The sequence below is a fragment of the Chryseobacterium urinae genome, assembly GCF_030518295.1.
In the GTDB taxonomy this organism is placed as follows: Bacteria; Bacteroidota; Bacteroidia; order Flavobacteriales; family Weeksellaceae; genus Chryseobacterium; species Chryseobacterium mucoviscidosis.
On record NZ_JAULSJ010000016.1, the window covers coordinates 53,612 to 71,728 of the forward strand.

An 18,117-nucleotide genomic window follows, 5' to 3' on the forward strand; every position below is an offset into this window, starting at 1 on the left:
AAAAACGCTCAGCCATGAAAATAGGAATCTATATATCCGGATTGGGAATTTCAAAAAGTAACTCGGTTGAAAATTATGCAGAACGGTTAAAAAATGAAATCAATTTCAATACAAATGGTTACCAGTACGAAACCATAATCGAAAAAATCCATTACAGCAAAAGCAGGGAAAGTACTGTTGTAAGCATTTTCGAAAAAGAATCATCCGAAAATCCCGTTTACAAATTTTACGACTTCAAATACAACGAAATTCTCACCGAAGATTTCAAAGGCAGAACGCTGATTTACAAAAGTCTCTGGCTTTTCGCATTGGTTATCAGGAAATTTCCTTTAATCATCAAACGGATTTTTATCCCCAAAAACTATTCAAGACCGGGACAGTTAATGTATGTTTTCTCCATATTTTTAATTTTATCGCTTTCTTTAGTTCTGATGTTTCCTGCCGTTCTCGAAGCAACAGGTCAGTTTCTTGAAAACGAAAAAATGACTGAACTGAGGAAGCAGATTCCCATCGGAGACCTGAAATATATTTCGATGAAAGGAATTTTTATTGATCTTTCCGAAAAACATCATATTAACATTGATTTTACTTCGCTTTCCCGAATGATCGTATTATTTACAGCGCTCTTGGTATTGCTTGTTCCAAACGCCAATACCATTATCACAGATCTCGCCACCAATTTCGTCTGCGCCAACGATTATTTGCAGCACGGCGCAAAAAAACAACTGATTCAGGGAAATTTAGAACATCTTGTAGATTACATTACGGAAAATGAAAAGGACTGTAAAATTCATTTTCACGCCTACAGTTTCGGAAGTGTTCTTGCGTTGGACTATGTCTTTCCTTATGGTGTAAAAGCCTCTAAAAACGCTTTACAATACTGCGAAGCCATCGTTACCATCGGAACGCCTTATGAATTTGTAAATTCTTATTATCCTGAATTTTACGACAATCGTCAAACCCAACCCGGAGATCAGCTTAAATGGTTGAATGTGTATTCTGCAGCCGATGCTTTAGGTTCCAACTTCAGAAAAGACGGAATTGCCGGAGACTCTGAAATCTCTTTTAAAGGAGCTTCCAATAAGCCGTTTAATATCAACTATGAGGTTTATCCTATCGGAAAATTCAGCATTATTGATTTTATTATGCTCTACAGCATCAAAGTTCATGATATGTACTGGGACGAAAATACGGAAGGACAAAGCTGTCTTGGATTGGTTTATCAGGAAATGAAGGGGAAAGGTTTGATATAGAAAATCTATTATTTTACAGGTTCATAAAAATAAGGCGGTCGCACTCCCATTGACGGAACCACAAAAGATCCTTTATTCGAAAAATAAGTAAAAAACCCGTTTTCTTTGTTTGATTTATCAGGGTAGAAGATTAATTCTACAGATTTTATTTTATCAGAATCATTTTTAATTTCGCCAATCTCGAAATATTCAAATACAAAAGGATCATCCGGAAAATCATAATAAGTAATTTCCTTTTTATCAAAGTCGATATAAGCATTCTGATCTTTATCTCTGAATAATTTTTGAGTTTTAAAATAATTTTCGATATCACTTTTATTATTAAACGGAATAAATGCTGCCTTAGGATTTGCAAACAAATAATCACTTACCGATTCTGTACTTAAGCCAAGAAGCGTAAGTTTTTTTCCTTCAAGTCTAAAATAAAAATGATAAGTCCCACCCTGATTTTTTGAAATTCCTATCGCAGAAAAATTACAGGATGTTTCAAGTTTTCTGTTTTCTTAAAAAAATGATTCTGAATGTTATGTATATGTATTATCAAAATCTCTTAAGGAAAAATCACCTTTATTTTGTTTAACGAAAAATCCTGTTTTAGAAAATTCAAAATCGCCTAAATACATGGGAGAATCTGTAAAATCTACATTTTCAAAAACATCCTGATTAAACCAGTCAATTTCATCTTCTAAAGTAGAATTTATTCTCAGAATAGGATATGGACCGTCATGATAAAAAAGCATCATCCCTAAATCAGCATCAATGTATTTATCGATATTTTCAGCTTTATGAGAATTAAAATCTTTAACAAAATTTGTAAAAACAATAAGAGAATCTTATTTTACATTTTCTTTTGTTTCCTTAGTATTTTTTTTCACTTCGGAACCATTTTCTTTATGTTCTTTTTCACGTAAGTTAAAAAAGAAAACAGCAGAAATTGCAATAATAAAAGATGCAATAAGAATATATAGTTTTGTTTTTTTCACGGTTTAAGTTTTACTAAGCTTTACATTTGAAAGTAATTGTTTGATAAAAAATGCTTCAACAAACTTAGCGCAACATCTCTAATACTAAAAGCCTTATTTTAGCGGCTCATTCGTAGCGATGTCTTGCTGAGCTTGCCGAAGCATCTCAGAATTTTTTAATATTAATGCGCTTCCAGCCAGTTATTCCCTACTCCAACCTCAACCAATAGCGGAACCTGCGTTTCAACGGCGTTTTCCATTTCCATTTTAATGATGTTTTTGGCAACTTCCACCTCATCAATCGGGGCTTCAAAAATTAATTCGTCATGCACCTGAAGCAGCATTTTTGTCTGCAGTTTTTCCTTTTCCAGTTCTTTCTGAATTTTAATCATTGCCATTTTTACCACATCTGCTGCGCTTCCCTGAACAGGAGCATTCACCGCATTTCGTTCCGCGTGACCGCGAACCACAAAATTATTGGAATTGATGTCTTTTAAATGACGTTTTCTGCCTAAAAGTGTTTCCACATAACCGACTTCACGGGCTTTTCTTACCTGTTCCGCCATGTATTCTTTCAGTTTCGGATAGGTTTCAAAATAGGCTTCGATCATTTGTTTGGCTTCCGTTCTGGAAAGTCCGGTCTGCTCTGCCAATGCAAAAGCGCCCTGTCCGTAAATAATTCCGAAGTTTACGGTTTTTGCCTGACTTCTCTGTGTTTTGGAAACTTCTTCCAACGGAATATTGAACAGTTTTGCCGCCGTAGAAGCGTGAATATCTTCCCCGTTCTGAAATGCTTTAATCATATTGTCTTCGCCGGAAATTTCGGCAATCAGACGCAGTTCGATCTGGGAATAATCGGCCGAAATAATTTTCTTTCCTTCTGCTGAAACAAATGCGCCACGAATTTGCTGACCCCTTAAAGTCCGGATCGGTATGTTCTGTAAATTTGGGTTTACACTCGCCAAACGACCTGTTGCAGCCGTAGTTTGCGAAAAATTGGTATGAACACGGTTGTCTGTTTTTTCAATCTGAGACGGTAATGCATCAACGTAGGTTGATTTTAATTTCTGATAGGTTCTATATTCCAGAATATGCTTGATAATTTCGTGTTTTGAAGACAATTTTTGAAGCACATCTTCAGAAGTTGCGTACTGTCCGGTTTTTGTCTTTTTCGCTTTCGGGTCGAGCTGCATTTTTTCAAATAAAATTTCACCCAACTGTTTTGGAGAATTCATGTTAAATTCTTCCCCCGAAATCTCAAATATTTTAGATTCGAGTTGTCTTAAATCGTTCTCAAGATCAATACTTTCCTGAGCCAGCCATTTTTCGTCAAGAGAAATTCCTTCCAGTTCCATCTTTGCCAAAACTTCCATCAAAGGCATTTCTATACTGAAGAATAAGTCTTCTAAATTTTCTTTTTTAAGCTGTGGCGCAAACAATTCGTACAACTGGAAGGTTACGTCTGCATCTTCTGCAGCGTAATCGGTCTGGGTTCTGAGATCCGCATCACGGAAATTGCCCTGTTTTTTTCCTTTTTTACCGATGATGGTTTCGATGGAAACAGGTTTGTAATTTAAGTAAACTTCTGAAAGATAATCCATCCCGTGTCTTCCGTCCGGATTTAAAAGGTAATGCGCAATCATGGTATCAAACATGGCTCCTTTTACCGTAATATCGTATCTTTTAAGGATTTTATAATCAAATTTCAGATTGTGCGCTACTTTTATCAGATCTTCTTTTTCGAAAAACGGTCTGAAAATTTCCAGCGTCTGCAAGACTTCTCCCTGATCTTCGGATAAAGGAACATAATACGACAAACCTTTTTTGTAGGAAAAACTCATCCCGACCAATTCTGCTTCCAGTTCATTAAGAGAGGTGGTTTCGGTATCGAAGCAGACTACTTTTTGTTTTAATAAATTATTGACTAAAATTTTCTGTGCTTTCGGATTATCTACAAACTGATAGAGGTGATCATTCTGCTCAATCGTCGATTTTGTGGAAGTTGCCTGATCGAGATCTTCATAAGTGGCAAAAAGATCCAACTGTCCGACTGCCTGTGCAACTTTTTGCTGAGGAGTCGTTTCTGTAACCGTTACTTCAACTTCTGTAACTACATTTGGCGCTGCAGCCGGAGCAAAAGCTCGGTAAAGATTTTCGTATAATCTACGGAATTCTATTTCTTCAAAAACTTCTTTTACTTTATCGAAATCAGGCGTTTCCAGATCGTACTGTTCCTGATGAAATTCTACAGGAGCATCGCAGATAATGGTCGCTAATTTTTTGGATAAAATTCCTCTTTCGGCTGAAGCTTCCACTTTTTCTTTCAGCTTTCCTTTAAGCTGGTCGGTATTGGCTAAAAGATTTTCTATGCTTCCGAATTCTTTCAGGAATTTCATGGCTGTTTTTTCACCAACGCCTTCCAGTCCGGGAATATTGTCGACTGCATCTCCCATCATCGCAAGAAAGTCGATTACCTGTTTCGGATCTTCGATTTCGTATTTGGCTTTGACTTCTTCAACGCCTAAAATTTCAATGTCTCCGCCTTTAAGTCCCGGTTTATAAATTTTGATTTTATCGGTTACAAGCTGTGCAAAGTCTTTATCCGGCGTTACCATGAATGTGACGTAGCCTTCTTTTTCTGCTTTGCAGGCAATGGTTCCGATTACATCATCTGCTTCATATCCCGGAACTCCCAAAATGGGAATGTGCATTGCCTCTAAAATCCTGTGAATGTATGGAATCGCATTTTTAATGGCTTCAGGCGTTTCGCTTCGGTTCGCTTTATAATCTGAGAAGTCTTCCGTTCTTATACTTGCCTCTCCTACATCAAAAACCACTGCCAAATGGGTTGGTTTTTCTCTTCTGATCAGTTCAATTAAAGAATTCGTAAATCCGAAGATAGCAGAAGTGTCCAGACCTTTGCTTGTAACCCTCGGATTTCTGATTAATGCGTAATATCCTCTGAAAATCATCGCATAAGCATCGATGAGAAATAACCTTTTATCTTGTGTTGCGTCCATATTTTCCATAAGGAACAAAGATAAGAAATTACTTTTCTTTTTTCTTTGTCTTGATGACAAGCAGACCGAATTTGTTTCAGATATTTTCTTTTGTCCTGAAACAAAAGAAACAAAAATTCAAGACTGGAAACTGAATGCTAAAAATGAATCATATTCTCTAAAAATTCTAAAACTCGCGCGAATGGTAAATTGGTTCTTCGGTTTAAAATTCTGTCGCGCTCAGACAGTAGAATTTTTTTAACGTTCATCTGATTCATTTTATTAACGCTTCAGCTTCCGAAGTCGATTTTCAAGCAATATGAGCTGTCATTCTGACCAAGGAAGAATCTCAATTAACTACTTGTGTAAAGATTCTTCATTCCATAATGCTTCGCAAAACTCCAATCAGAATGACAAATGAGTACTAATCTTACAGAAAATTTCAACGGTTCCTTTGTCCTAGCCTCGATTGCAGCATTTGTCTGAGCTCATTTCTTTAGTTTCGGCTGCGGCGGCTTTGCCGCCGCAGCCGGAACTAAAGAAATAGCGAGTGCGGAAAGCGAGAAACAGCTCCTTAAAATATTTTCATTCACAGGATAAGAAAGAACAGATTTTGGATCGAAATTGTTTAAACAGTCGGAATGTTACAAATAAAAAAGACCTCAAATTGAGATCTTTTTGAATATTTTAGAAATAATTTTAATCGATTTCTGCCTTTGAAAAGAGATCCTGAATCAGCATTTCGTCTTCACAGGCTTTTTTGAATTCAGAAATAAATTCTTTCAGGCTTTCCGGATTGCTGGAATAGGCACAGAACATATCTGCTTCCGGATCGAATTTAATGTCGTCCGACAGGTTCGGTTTTTTCTCTTCTACAAAAACTTTTGCCAGTGAAGTCCAGTCGTAACCGTTTCCTTCGAAACCTTCGTCTTTTCTCCATTCGAAAATTTCAGGTTTGTACGTTCCTGCGTTTAAACATACTGAATATGTTTTTTCTGAGGATACCCAAAAAAAGGGCTTAATAGCAGTCTCAAAATTGTAGGCTTCCATACTATTTTTATTAAAATTAATTGAATATTAAAGATAATAAATTTCTGAGCTCATTTATTTTTTATAACATTTATTAACTTTTGCCCTTTTTATTTTATGCTAAAAAATAAGACAGTTCCGTATATTTCCCAAGAATACTCTTTTGTTTAGAAACTTTATTTTATTATCTTCAATTTTATAAACTAATCCGAAGGAATATCCTGAGTCTTCATCAACATTATAAACTTGGGAAACAATAGCATCGAAGTTTCCGTCATTCAACTGAATGTTATTTTTATAGATCAGAACAACTGTTTCTTCCTCAATATCCTCGATCTCTTCTTCTGCCATTTCAATAGCTTCATCCAGAGAATCTGCTTTTAGTTTTTTGATATTTTTTTCTCCAAAATAAATAAATGGAGAAAAATCGACTCCGTTTTGTATATTTTCTATTGCAATTTCTTCAGCTTTTTCAATTTCCGACTGCAATTCCTGTTCAAGTTCTTCAAATTCCATAGTTCTTATTTTATAATTTTTATTTTAATTGGTGGTGGTGCGTTCAAGGCTTCCTCAAGAGCTTTAGACGGCCCTTTGTCTTTAAATACCCATTCTACATCCCAGCCTTTTTCTGCCAGTTTTTTATCAAAATCTACTTCAGCTTTGATATCTTTATCGTAAGGTACCTTTTTGCTGGAATAATCTTTTACTTCTACTGCTTTTTTATTCGGAACATCTCCGATATCCAGATTTCGGGTTTCTTGACCTTTTTTCACCTGCAGTGGATTTCCGTTTTCATCTATTTTCATCGGTACTTCGCGGTCTCCCCAACCGAGCTGTTTCTGATATTCGTCTGCAGAATTGTTTCCTTTTTTAGCATTCTTCATATTCGCTTCGTAGCGATTACTCCATTCTTCGTAAGATTTTTTATTCTTAATTTTCGGATTATTCTGATAAGCTTCCCACCTTGCTGCCTTATGCTCGGGCGATCCTGGTTTTGGTTTTTCGGCTTTTGGCTTTTTCGGTTTAATAGGTTTTCCGTCTGATTCCGCAAATGCATCTCCTTTTCCATCTTTTTTAGTTTTTGCAGGAGATTCTGATGCGGGTTTATTCGTTGCTGTTCCTTCCTCTTCTGCAGGTTGTTTTTTATTTTCCTCTGCAGGTTTTGCCTCTTCTTTACTGGTTGTATTTCCATCTTTATCTCCTGCTGTATTCGGTTCTTCTACATGAGGAGTTGACGAACCTTTAGCTCTAATGTTCAACAAATATAAGAAAAGAAGATAATCAGAAGGATGTGCCTGTCCGGTAAAAATACGTTGTCCCATTCCGATTTCCGGAACACCTCCATTTACCAACGCTGCTCCTGCGTCTCCCGCATCCTGAACATTTCCGTAAGCATGTTCATTTGCTAAGGAATTAAGTCCGAAAAGTGCTCTGCTTCCTCCCCAAATTCCTGTAAAACTTCCTGCAACATTCGATAGCACACTCGAAAATGTAGGCGCAGCAACGGCAAGTGAACCTCCCGCTAAACCAGAAACCAAAAATCCTCCCGCTCCGACTGCAGCTCCCCCCAAAGCACAGCCTGCAAGTTGAGTAACATAATTAAATCCTCCCAAAGCCAGAGCATGAGTCCAGCTTTTGATTTCAGGGGCAAATTTTACAACACCGCCGATAGAACAAGTCATGGTTTTATCGCCAGTAATAGCAGGAGTTCCCGTTAGCAGAAGATTTCCTTTGCTGTCACTCCAAGTTCTTGCAGTAGCATTTTTCTGTCCGCATTTCAAAGCTCCGTCAACGGCAGCAACAATCCCTCCTGCAACTCCGGCTGCTGCTCCAATTGCCATCATTCCGATTAATCCGATGGCTGCAACACCGCCTGTTCCGACGATAAGAGCCACAACAACTACAACAGCAATTGCCGTTATCAGAGCCGCCAACAACATATTTTTGGTGCATCCGAAGTCTATCCAACTGCTTGTTGCAGTATCTGCAACGGTGATGTAGACATCTCCAGAACTTTTTTTATTACTTTTTCTGGTTCCCTGTAACTGAGCGGGCATTGCGCCACTGGAGCACATCCAGAAATCTTTCTCTGTGATAATTTTATTTCCCATATCATGTTTTTTTAAGTATTTGCTTTCTTGTATGGGTAGTTATTTTATTTCTTTTATTAATCAGTTGATGTTCTAAACCATAACCGATTCTTTTGATATAATCTTCCTGATTTTCGCGGTATTTTTTTTCAATTAAAATGAATAAACCTCGGGCAGAATTTTTACGATCCAATTTTAAATTAAATTCGATGTAGTAATTTTTTAATGAAAACCTTTTAACAAAAGATTTTATGCTAAGATTCTGCGGTAACGTTTTCATTAGACATTTTAAATTTTAATATTTCATCGCTGTAGAAAGTATATTTCAATTTGTTGTAAAGATTTTCGGGATCGGCAATTTCTTCTCTGTTTAAAGAAGCTTCGATGATTCTTCCCGTAGTCTGATCTACTCTGAAAATTCCTCTTTCGTTGAGTGAAGTATTGAGTTTTTTGGTATCGATCTGATTGGCAAATTGTACATAAGCTCTGTTGTAGAAACCAATATTCAACAAAACAGAGGGTTCTCCTGAAAGTTCAGCAATCATTTCATCAGATGACAATAAAGGATTGCTTACATTTTTAAGATTGTAGCTCCAATGCACATTAGCAGAATTGAATAAATTCAACGCATTTTCCTTGTAACTTCCGGGGATTTTTCTCCCATAAATTTTATTGAAAAACATCAGAAAAAATTCATTATTCTGAATTCCTTCTATTAATTTTAATGGGTTTTGAAAAATATTATCATTCAGTACAATTGCATTTTTTATATCCGGATTATTCTCTGCAATAGCTTCCATTTCGGCTTTTGTATGATGCCATTTGGATCTAATGATCTCCATATTCAGCACTTCTGTTACTTTTCCTTCCGAATTTATTTTTAAATATAATTCGTTATATAATCTTGAAAAAGCGTTCGTTAGTGCCGCAATTTCTTTAATCAAAGGATTATTCGATTCCAATAAAATATGATCGAGCTGAATAATTTTAACCTCAACAAAATCCTCTTCGATTTTCAAAACACTGAAATCCCATCTCAATTGGGATTTTGAAGTCATATGAACATTCACTGCCTTGATATCTGATTCGATTGTTAATGTATATTGTTCAGAAAATTTATCTTTTATTTTAAATAAGCTATCCATAAAAAATTAATTTATAAATGCATCTCCACCATCGATTTTCGTAGGGCCTCCTCCAATATGGTTTGCCGGTGAAGAGACATCAATTCCCTGAGACGCCGCAATTCCGATTCCTTCACCTCCGATCCCGATAATTTTTCCCTTTACGATGATGGTTCCGTCCGAATTTAATGTAATTGAACTTGCTCCGGTTTTAATGGTTACATTGGTATCGCATTCCAAACTGATATTTCCGGCTTTATCCATCGATATTTTGGAATTTGCACCACCACCTTCTTTACTTCCGACATTGATAATATTGGTACTTCCCGCATTTACTGTATTGGCAGTTCCTACATTGACGGTTTTGTTGAGATTCGCATTGGTAACCGCATTCCCTGCTCCGTCAAATTTCATATTCGCGCCACCCTGATCGGTAAGAAAAACAGAACCTGCTCCATCATCCAGTTCCAGTTTGTTACCGCTTCGGCTGCTTAAACTTTTAATATTATTTCCTGCACCACCACCTGCTCCAATTGCACCATGAAACATTCCACCCATCACGAAAGGTCGATCGGGATGCTGATGAACAAAATTAACGATCACCTGATCCCCGACTTCCGGAATTGCCATAAAACCACGGTTTTTATTCACTTTATCGCTGCTTCCCGCATCGGGAGTCATTACACGGATGTATTCTGTAGTAGTTGCGCCGTTTTGCCAGTCGAATTGTACCCTTACTCTTCCCTGATTCATCGGATCTGAGTTGGAAATCACTTTGGCAAACTGAGGTTCCGCCTTCGGCAACTGAAATTCAGGACGCGGAATAAATCCTGTGTCTGAAGCAATCGCTTCAAAAGTTCCGGTGTAATATCCTCTTGCATCTACTTCATGATTAACTTCAATAATCATTAATTTGGTGAAATAAGCGGTCGCGTTCGTATCGGTTTTTCTCATCTCGATATCGGCAATACAGCCCGGATAAAGAAAGGGAATGGTAGTTTCACCCGAAGTAATGAAAACATCAGAAGCTTTACTTCCGGCGGTTCCTTTCTGTGAAGCATCAATATCCATAAAAGAGGCTGCTTTAATGGGAGCAACTCTTAAGGATGGCGTCGTAAACGTTCTTTCTGAAATTTCATACGCTCTTTTGGCAATATCTGAGGTATGATTTATTTTTGAACTTCCTGTTGTTAATTTTTCGTTTTTACTGCTGTTGTAGCCGTAGAATGTAGGATTTACGTGCTGGGCTTTCATTTTGATCTTCACATCATTTACACTGCTTCCGTACGTGAGTTTTACAGGTTTTTCCTGTGGAGGAAGTTTTCCGAAATGCAGCACTTCACCGTCATAAAAAAACTGTTCGCCATAAGCTTCCGCAATTCTTGCCAGATAATTGTAGTGGGTTTCTTCATACTGAGAGCTGTAAGAAACATTTCCGTGTTGTGCATCTACGCGAAAATCGAATTTCCCCTGCCCGAAACCTTCTTTAATCACCTCATTGGCAATGCTGTTCAGGCTGATTTCCTGTGCGCCGCCAAAACTCTGAATATGAGGAGCCGCATCCAGCAAAACCGTCGGACTGCATCCTGTAAGAACTATATTTCCGAGGCTTCCTTTTTCCTGACTGAAACCAACTTCCGTGATAACTCCTACAAAACTTCTTTCCGGACCGTCTTCGAGGTCTTTATATTTAAAAACTACGGTAATTCTTTTGCCTAAAAAATTCTGAGCCGCTTCCAGATTATGGTTTTCTGCGCGTCCTAAAGTATCGTGTGCTAATAAAAGACTGAATTCATGATGTCTTGTCGCACTTTGTTTTAACTGAAAGTGTTTAAAATGTTTTACTGCTTTTCCTTCAACAATAATATCCAGCTTTACCACACGGTTAATTCCCTGAATCTGACTTTCGGGAATTGCCTTTGCATTATGTATTTTCGAAGTCGGCTGCTGAGACCAGAACTTTTCATCCACTATAACAGGTTTATTCGGCTGTAAATTCTCATTCATCAGCATTGAAGATTCTCCTTTTGAAGAAGGCGTTTTGGGTATATTTTCATCCTTAAACATAGCCTGATATTTTGTGATTTGATGTGTTTTGTTTTAAATGCTAAAATTTATCCGACTTTACATCAAATAAATTTTTGTTATCAAATTTCAATGTAACTTCTATTTTTAAAGAATTCATTGAAAAAGATGAAATAATTCAGTGTAAAAAAGAAAAAACAGAATAGCTACTCTTTTGAGCCATGCTATTCTGTAACCAATTTTATTTTTACTAAGATGATTGTTGTGTTTTGAATTACTTAGCTCCCGGCCATAAACCTTCGTATTTGGAATTTCCGTAGTCGATGGTTTCTGCGCTGATGACAAAACTGATGAGCATACTGTTTTCATCCACTGCATCGAAATCCACCTCATGCTGGATTACATATCCGTTTTCCCAGCCCAGAGTAATTAAGGTTCCTTCTTCGTGGGATTTGTTGAATGTAATTTCGCCGGTTGTCGGTTTGTATTTCCCGTTAAGTAAGCTTTCCAAGATGTCGGATTTTTCTGTAGCTTCTACTGTAACCTTAATCAGTGCATTGGAAGGATCTGATGCTACTCTGCCTGAAACGTCCGTAGATCTCGAAACGCTGTAGTTCAGTTTTAATAATTTTTGTCCTTCGCCGCCGTTGAATTTTAAGATTCCTCTTGAATTTGCTGCCATGATTCGTAAATTTTAATCGTTAATATTTTGTGATTTGGTTGATTTGGTATTCCAAAGATAGGGCACCTTTTCTGAATCCAAAAGGAATTAAACAGTAATCTCAGTTTTTGTAGTAGTTCTACGACTTCGTGTAGTAATTCTACGATTAAAGAATTATATTTTAAATCAAAATACTATTAATCAATTATTTAAATACTTAAAACGCAATAAAAATCAAACAAATTTACACACTAAAAAGAGAAATATTAAGATTTAATTAAGATATTTTTACTATTTCTTAACGGTTAGAAATTGAAATTAAAACAAGAATTCCGATGAAAAAAAATTTTCACCGGAATTCTATAAACTAAACTGAGAATTGAATTATTTTTATTGATAGGAGTCGTGAAATTCTCTTTCTGCCCTGAATATTCTTATGCTGTCTGCTTTAATGGGCTGATTGTTAATGAAAATATCAAAACTGCTGTTGTCTTTTGCTACTTTAAAATCTAACTGAAAGTCTTTTCCTGCTTTTTCGAACTCACTGTTGAGCCTTTCCCAATTGAAATACGCTCTTCCGATAAACTGTTCGCCTTTTGCGGTTTCCCAGATAAAATTCAGTTCTTTCGGAACCGCTCTTTCTCTTGAAGGAATTTTATCGATCCATGAACGGAGAATAACTTCTTCTTCCGCATTGTAATAACTGATATTGGATTCAAATAGTTTAAAAGCCGGATTTTCTGAAGTAATCTGCGGTTTCCAATTGTATTTTTTTCTGTAGTCTTCCCATTCTTTAGATTCCGCATCCAAAAATCTGTTCTTTTTCATTTCTTCACGCGTTACGGAAAGTTTCGAGAAAAACTTCTGCTCAAGCTGCTGATCATCTTTTACGATTTCAGCCTGAAATTTTCCCAACTCAATCTGAACAGCCCGGAATCTGAGCCAAACAACCACCATTCCTTTCGGGGCAAAACCAAAAACCAACGTTGTAAAACTGTTGTAAGGATTTTCTGCGCTGCTGTATTTTTCATTCCTTCCCAGATTTTTATATTCCTCCAAAGGTTTATCGTAAAGAGAAGCTTCGCGCTGCGCATACGCACGCTGCATGTAGTCTTTGATTTTTTCCACCGAAAAATCTGCCTTCAGATGATAAAAAGTATCTTCGTATCTGGAAAAATAAGTCACATCTATTCCGATGGGAGTTCCTTGCTGTTCTGTCCAGCCTTTCCCTGAATTTCCCCACGTTCCCGACGAACTTCCATAAGGCAGACTTGCAGGAATGCCTTCCAGAGTGATAATTTTATCTTCCACTGGCGTTACAATCATATTGTTATTCGGACTGCTTATTTCTACGTTAAATTCCGGCAATTGTTCTTCTTTCATTTTCTGGCAACTTATATTCTGAAAGAGGGTTAAAAAAAATATTATTTTTATTGTTCTATCCATTCTGTATGTTTCTTTTGCGGTATTGTGCAGCCAATGCGCCTCTTCTTTTGGGGGCATTGTCGTTGGGTCGTGCATCCAGACCGATCTGGTTGGCTTTTACAGACCAGTGAAGATATTCGTTTCTTAATTTTTTAAGATCTTCTTCCTGAATGTGACCTAAATACGAAATCGCTTTGATATCCTGTTTGTATTTGGCAACTGAAGGTTTTTTTCCGGCTTTAAAATCTTCTACATAGTTATTTCTGAGCTGGTTACATGCGTTTGTGTAAGTAGAAAGCTGACTGTAAATTCCTGTTAAAAAAGAATCTGTTATTTTATGATTTTCGTTGATGAGATCTTCAAGATATTTCACTTCATGCTGTCTGGAATAATGAAACATCTGGTTTAGGGGAATTTTATCATACTTATTGGATAAGTTTCTGGTTCCCACCAAGCCATAATACATCGATATTTTATTCCACCACCGGTCGTAGTTCACATCTTTTTGCCTGAAAGATTTAATTTCCAGCTGCTCATCATGATACCACCCTTCCTCTACTACAATTTTTTTAAATGCTTCGCATTCTTTGTGGGTAAATACATTATTGTAGGGATCGTAAGAATCACAATATAAAACAGAAATTTCATCTCCTTCTCCGTAAGATCCGCCAATATCGGAATGAACTCCGGGAAGGGTAAACTCCAGTCCGTATAAACCTGTGCTGTCGATATTCGTTAGATCAAAATTATCTCTGTATTCGTCATCCGAAGCAAGCTGAAGCACAAAATTTACTTTTCCGCCTCCGATGGTGTCTAAACCAAGCTGTTTGGTATCATTATCAATCCCGAAACCTCCTCTGTGATTGAGTCCGTAAGAAGCAACGGTATCGTACAGTCCTGCAAAACGGAATTTTATTTCCTTCACATCCAGATCCTGCGCCAGAAGACAGGCTCCGAAATATCCGTGCCGCATGATGAACTGCGACTTGGAGCCATCTTTATCCTTTATTGTAACCGTTTCATTATTGATGAATTCGGGAGGAAAAACCTGTAACGTTTCCTTTCCCAAAGCATAAGAAATTATTCCCGGAGAGTTTGCAACGTGTATAAAATGTCTCGCCGCCGCAGCTCCCCTGCTGAAACCAAAGACATTTACGGTAAGAACCCCGATCGGTTTCGTGTTATTTTTAAGTTTATTTACGATGGCTTCAGCACCTTTTTTACAGCCTTTTGCCACTTTTGCCACCACTCCTGTATCTCCGGTTCCCTGTGCAACGCCTTTTAAAATGCTGTCGCTTTTTCTGTCCTCTGTTCCGATTCCCTCAATATACCATGAAACCTGATTCTGTGCATTCGGATCAATCGTATCATAACCACGGGCGACATTCGTGAACTCGTTGTTGTAACTGTCGTCTTTATCGCTGCTTGCTTCTTTAAAATCTCCGCCAAGCCGGGTATTGGTTTTGTTATTCTGGGTTCCGTCAAAAAAAAGATTCAGGCTTATATCAATGGTATTAACGGGTTTATCATCGGGATTAATGGTTTCTGCTTTGTTATAGCTTACACCCGTTCCGTTTCCTTTCTGTTCCACGGTTGCCGCACTGTTGTGACTGATGCCTTCTTTGGCAAAAGTTCTGGAATCTCCATCAAAACGGGTGACCGCTTTACCTTCTACAAAATATTCAATGCTCATTTTTTAGTGATTTTTAGATTTCTCGCCACTATTGTTCTGAACTTCTTTTTCTGCGTGATGTTCCACTTTTCCCTGACTGTTGACCTCAACGCCTTTAAGGCTGGTTAATTTATGTTCTTTTTCGCCATACACTTCCATATCACCTTTTACGTAATGACTCATTTTTCCGACAACATTCGTCATGAAGTCAGCTCCGGTGGAAAGATATTTCATGGAACCTACGCTTTCGGTATGGTTTGCCATGATGGTGTCGGATTTATTCATTCCGACATTGGTGCTCATATTTTCGCCGACGTTGATGTTCATGTTCCGGCAGTTGAACGTCATGGTTTCAGGAGCTGTAATGGTGATGTTGCTTCCGGTGGTGTCTAAATGAATTTTATTTCCCGATTTATCGGTAATGACGATGCTTTCATCCTCTGTAAAAATAATTCTGTGACCGCTTCTCGTCTGGATAGATTTTACTCTGTTATCCACTCCGCCGCCGAGACCGATTCCGCCATGGAACATTCCGCCCATCACAAAAGGTCGGTCGGGATGACTGTGAACGAAATTCACCATCACCTGATCTCCGACTTCGGGAATTGCGACATATCCTCTGTTTTGGTTCACCTGATCGGTTCCTCCCGCATCGGGACTCATCATTCTGATAAAATGCGTTGTATCATTGGTTTGCCAGTCGAATCTTACCTGAACTCTTCCCTGTCCTTCCGGATCTGTATTGGAAATTACGGTAGCAATCTGCGGTTCGGCTTTTGGAATTTTAAATTCGGGTTTAGGTAAAAATCCGGTGTCTGAAGCTATTCCTTCGAAGCTTCCTTTGTAATGACCGATGGTATCAATTTCATGAGTAACTTCCGTCACCATGATTCTCGTAAAATAATCGGATTCGTTGCTGTCTAATTTTCTCATCTGAACATCCACCACACAACCCGGATGCAAAAAAGGAACGGTTGTATTTCCTGAAAATGAAAATACGCTCACCGCTTCACTTCCCGCCGCACTTTTCTGAGAATATTCCACATCAAGATGAGTGGAAGCTTTAATGGGGGCAACCTGTAATGCAGGAGTTTTATATATTTTTTCGTTGTGAGAATATGCTGTTTTTGCCAAATCTCCCACATGCTGAACCGGCGTTTCACCCGAAGTCAGTTTTTCATGTTTACTGCTGTTGTAACCGTAAAACTGGGGTTTTGTGTGTACTGCTTTTAATTCAACCTTAATATCATTGGCGCTGCTTCCGTAGGTTAATTTGATCGGTTTGTTCTGAGGCGGAAGTTTTCCGAAATGCAAAACTTCGCCGTCATAGTAAAACTGTTCACCATAGGCTTCAGCCATTCTCGCCAGATAATTGTAGTGCGTTTCATCATACTGGCTGCTGTAGATAATCTGTGAATAATCGTTGGTATCCACTCTTACATCAAAACGGCCGGAATCGATCCCCTGTTTGATGACTTCGTTGGCAATAATTCCCATATTAACCGGTGAACTTCCTCCAAAACTCTGAATATGCGGCGCTCCGTCGAGTAAAATGGTCGGGCTGTACCCTGTTAACACAATATTTCCAAGGCTCATTTTTTCCTGACTGAAACCTACTCCTGTAATGACTCCGACAAAGGTTCTTTCGGGGCTGCTTTCAATATCTTTGTAGGAAATAACGGCTGTTAAACGTTTTCCGAGAAATTTATTGGCTTCTTCCAGGGTATGAGTCTGTCGGTCACCTAAAGCATCATGAGCCAATGTCACGCTGAATTGGTGATGGCGTTTTGTGCTTTGGGTGAGTTGAAAATGCTTGTAATATTTAATCACTTTTCCTTCGATCACGAGAGAAAGTTTTACCAGACGGTTGATTCCTGTGTGATGATTCTGAGAAATTCCGTCTGCATTCTGCGATGGGCGGAAGGAAGGATTCTGTAGTATATTTTGTGATTCTGTTTTCATATTTCCTGTGATTTGGTAGGTTAAACATGATCGCTTAGTGTTCGGTATTTTGTGTAATTCCTTCTTTTACGGATCTTGAAAGAATTTTAGTTTTTCTCAATAAAAAATCGGGCATCAGATCGGTAGGAAGATACAATGTGCTTTCTCCCTTTTTCTGAAGTTCATCGCTGATTCCGGGATTCCAGGAGAGGAGTTTGTCTACTTCCACATCCAGTTCATCGGCAATGATGTTGAGATTGAATCCTGCATTGATCTCGGTTTCTGCCAGTTGTGCATTGTTTTTTCCGCTTCCTCCTTTTACGAAGAAAACGGTGTTCATCCTTGAGGAATTATAGTTTGCCAGAACACTCTGCAATTCTCCGGTTGCGTAGCATGCATTCAGATATTTTTTAACATGATTGATGGTTTCTTCCGGCAAAAACTTATAAAAAACATGGTACTGAGTAGAGTTTGCAGCGGTCATGGCTTTGGCAATATTTCCTTCTCCACAGTTGTAAGCGGCAACTACGGTGATCCAGTTGTTATATTTTTTGTAGAGATTGGCTAAGGAAACTGTTGCCGTTTTTGTACTTTTGTAAAGATCCGTTCTGTTCTGTTCGGTTAATCCGTATTGATTTGCGTGAGCGGTCATAAACTGCCAAACTCCCACTGCTCCGGCTCCGGAAGCTATATTTCTGTTGAAATGGGATTCTATTAAGGCTAAATTTCTCAAATGTCTCGGCAAACCTTTCTGAACCAGAGAATATTCGATAAAATCTACAATTTCTCTGTTGGCATTAATGATACCTTTGTATTTCTTCACACTGCTTTCCGAAGTATCGGAAGCAGCAAGAAACTGTGCGTTCGTAAAATGAGAACACAACAATACCATTGCGGTTAGAAAAATATTTTTGAGATTTGGGTTCATTGTTTTTA

At 38.0% G+C, this 18,117-nt stretch carries 15 protein-coding genes; 1 reads left to right on the top strand and 14 read right to left on the bottom strand.

Going from position 1 to position 18,117, the window contains the following annotated elements; genetic code table 11:
- Positions 1-14: 14 nt before the first annotated feature.
- Positions 15-1,253 carry a hypothetical protein gene (locus QWT87_RS11800; protein WP_302716254.1) on the top strand — a complete coding sequence of 413 codons (1,239 nt, stop codon included), beginning with the start codon at positions 15-17 and terminating at the stop codon, positions 1,251-1,253.
- Positions 1,254-1,261: 8 nt separating this feature from the next.
- Here QWT87_RS11800 and QWT87_RS11805 read toward each other — a convergent pair whose 3' ends face one another.
- The 14 genes from QWT87_RS11805 to QWT87_RS11870 form a co-directional block, all read right to left on the bottom strand.
- Positions 1,262-1,612: a hypothetical protein gene (locus QWT87_RS11805; protein WP_302716255.1), complete on the bottom strand. Its 351-nt coding sequence runs from the start codon at positions 1,610-1,612 to the stop codon at positions 1,262-1,264.
- 165 nt (positions 1,613-1,777) lie between these two features.
- Entirely contained in the window at positions 1,778-1,996 is a 219-nt protein-coding gene (locus QWT87_RS11810; RefSeq protein WP_302716256.1) for a hypothetical protein, read from the bottom strand.
- 90 nt (positions 1,997-2,086) lie between these two features.
- Complete coding sequence (locus QWT87_RS11815; protein ID WP_302716257.1) at positions 2,087-2,236, bottom strand: hypothetical protein; 150 nt, start codon at positions 2,234-2,236, stop codon at positions 2,087-2,089.
- Between the two features lie 161 nt (positions 2,237-2,397).
- Positions 2,398-5,235, bottom strand: a complete 2,838-nt coding sequence (polA, locus tag QWT87_RS11820; RefSeq protein WP_302716258.1) for a DNA polymerase I — start codon at positions 5,233-5,235, stop codon at positions 2,398-2,400.
- A gap of 678 nt (positions 5,236-5,913) precedes the next feature.
- Positions 5,914-6,264: an immunity 51 family protein gene (locus tag QWT87_RS11825; protein WP_076392061.1), complete on the bottom strand. Its 351-nt coding sequence runs from the start codon at positions 6,262-6,264 to the stop codon at positions 5,914-5,916.
- A 99-nt stretch (positions 6,265-6,363) separates the two neighbouring features.
- Positions 6,364-6,759 carry a hypothetical protein gene (locus QWT87_RS11830; RefSeq protein ID WP_302716260.1) on the bottom strand — a complete coding sequence of 132 codons (396 nt, stop codon included), beginning with the start codon at positions 6,757-6,759 and terminating at the stop codon, positions 6,364-6,366.
- Positions 6,760-6,764: 5 nt separating this feature from the next.
- Complete coding sequence (locus QWT87_RS11835) at positions 6,765-8,354, bottom strand: hypothetical protein (protein ID WP_302716261.1); 1,590 nt, start codon at positions 8,352-8,354, stop codon at positions 6,765-6,767.
- A gap of 233 nt (positions 8,355-8,587) precedes the next feature.
- The gene (locus tag QWT87_RS11840; protein ID WP_087712153.1) at positions 8,588-9,478 is read right to left on the bottom strand and encodes a hypothetical protein; all 891 of its coding nucleotides are present in this window, start codon (positions 9,476-9,478) and stop codon (positions 8,588-8,590) included.
- 6 nt (positions 9,479-9,484) lie between these two features.
- A complete protein-coding gene (locus QWT87_RS11845; protein WP_087712151.1) occupies positions 9,485-11,524 on the bottom strand; it encodes a type VI secretion system Vgr family protein in 2,040 nt (679 codons plus the stop codon).
- Positions 11,525-11,756: 232 nt separating this feature from the next.
- Complete coding sequence (gene tssD / locus QWT87_RS11850; RefSeq protein WP_084196398.1) at positions 11,757-12,164, bottom strand: type VI secretion system tube protein TssD; 408 nt, start codon at positions 12,162-12,164, stop codon at positions 11,757-11,759.
- A 369-nt stretch (positions 12,165-12,533) separates the two neighbouring features.
- Complete coding sequence (locus QWT87_RS11855) at positions 12,534-13,526, bottom strand: DUF2931 family protein (RefSeq protein WP_302716262.1); 993 nt, start codon at positions 13,524-13,526, stop codon at positions 12,534-12,536.
- Positions 13,527-13,581: 55 nt separating this feature from the next.
- Positions 13,582-15,261 (bottom strand): T6SS phospholipase effector Tle1-like catalytic domain-containing protein, encoded by a 1,680-nt coding sequence (locus QWT87_RS11860; RefSeq protein ID WP_302716263.1) that lies wholly within the window; start codon positions 15,259-15,261, stop codon positions 13,582-13,584.
- 3 nt (positions 15,262-15,264) lie between these two features.
- On the bottom strand, positions 15,265-17,202 hold the full coding sequence (locus QWT87_RS11865; protein WP_302716264.1) for a type VI secretion system Vgr family protein: 1,938 nt from the start codon (positions 17,200-17,202) through the stop codon (positions 15,265-15,267).
- Positions 17,203-17,236: 34 nt separating this feature from the next.
- Positions 17,237-18,109 (bottom strand): lytic transglycosylase domain-containing protein, encoded by an 873-nt coding sequence (locus QWT87_RS11870; protein ID WP_302716265.1) that lies wholly within the window; start codon positions 18,107-18,109, stop codon positions 17,237-17,239.
- Between the last annotated feature and the right edge of the window lie 8 nt (positions 18,110-18,117).

Excerpts from the sequence above, each read along its gene's own strand:
- QWT87_RS11810 (WP_302716256.1), bottom strand. The coding sequence starts at position 1,996 with ATGATGCTTTTTTATCATGACGGTCCATATCCTATTCTGAGAATAAAT.
- QWT87_RS11800 (WP_302716254.1), top strand. The coding sequence starts at position 15 with ATGAAAATAGGAATCTATATATCCGGATTGGGAATTTCAAAAAGTAAC.
- QWT87_RS11835 (WP_302716261.1), bottom strand. The coding sequence starts at position 8,354 with ATGGGAAATAAAATTATCACAGAGAAAGATTTCTGGATGTGCTCCAGT.
- QWT87_RS11845 (WP_087712151.1), bottom strand. The coding sequence starts at position 11,524 with ATGTTTAAGGATGAAAATATACCCAAAACGCCTTCTTCAAAAGGAGAA.
- tssD (WP_084196398.1), bottom strand. The coding sequence starts at position 12,164 with ATGGCAGCAAATTCAAGAGGAATCTTAAAATTCAACGGCGGCGAAGGA.
- QWT87_RS11840 (WP_087712153.1), bottom strand. The coding sequence starts at position 9,478 with ATGGATAGCTTATTTAAAATAAAAGATAAATTTTCTGAACAATATACA.
- QWT87_RS11825 (WP_076392061.1), bottom strand. The coding sequence starts at position 6,264 with ATGGAAGCCTACAATTTTGAGACTGCTATTAAGCCCTTTTTTTGGGTA.
- QWT87_RS11870 (WP_302716265.1), bottom strand. The coding sequence starts at position 18,109 with ATGAACCCAAATCTCAAAAATATTTTTCTAACCGCAATGGTATTGTTG.
- QWT87_RS11830 (WP_302716260.1), bottom strand. The coding sequence starts at position 6,759 with ATGGAATTTGAAGAACTTGAACAGGAATTGCAGTCGGAAATTGAAAAA.
- polA (WP_302716258.1), bottom strand. The coding sequence starts at position 5,235 with ATGGACGCAACACAAGATAAAAGGTTATTTCTCATCGATGCTTATGCG.
- QWT87_RS11860 (WP_302716263.1), bottom strand. The coding sequence starts at position 15,261 with ATGAGCATTGAATATTTTGTAGAAGGTAAAGCGGTCACCCGTTTTGAT.
- QWT87_RS11865 (WP_302716264.1), bottom strand. The coding sequence starts at position 17,202 with ATGAAAACAGAATCACAAAATATACTACAGAATCCTTCCTTCCGCCCA.
- QWT87_RS11855 (WP_302716262.1), bottom strand. The coding sequence starts at position 13,526 with ATGAAAGAAGAACAATTGCCGGAATTTAACGTAGAAATAAGCAGTCCG.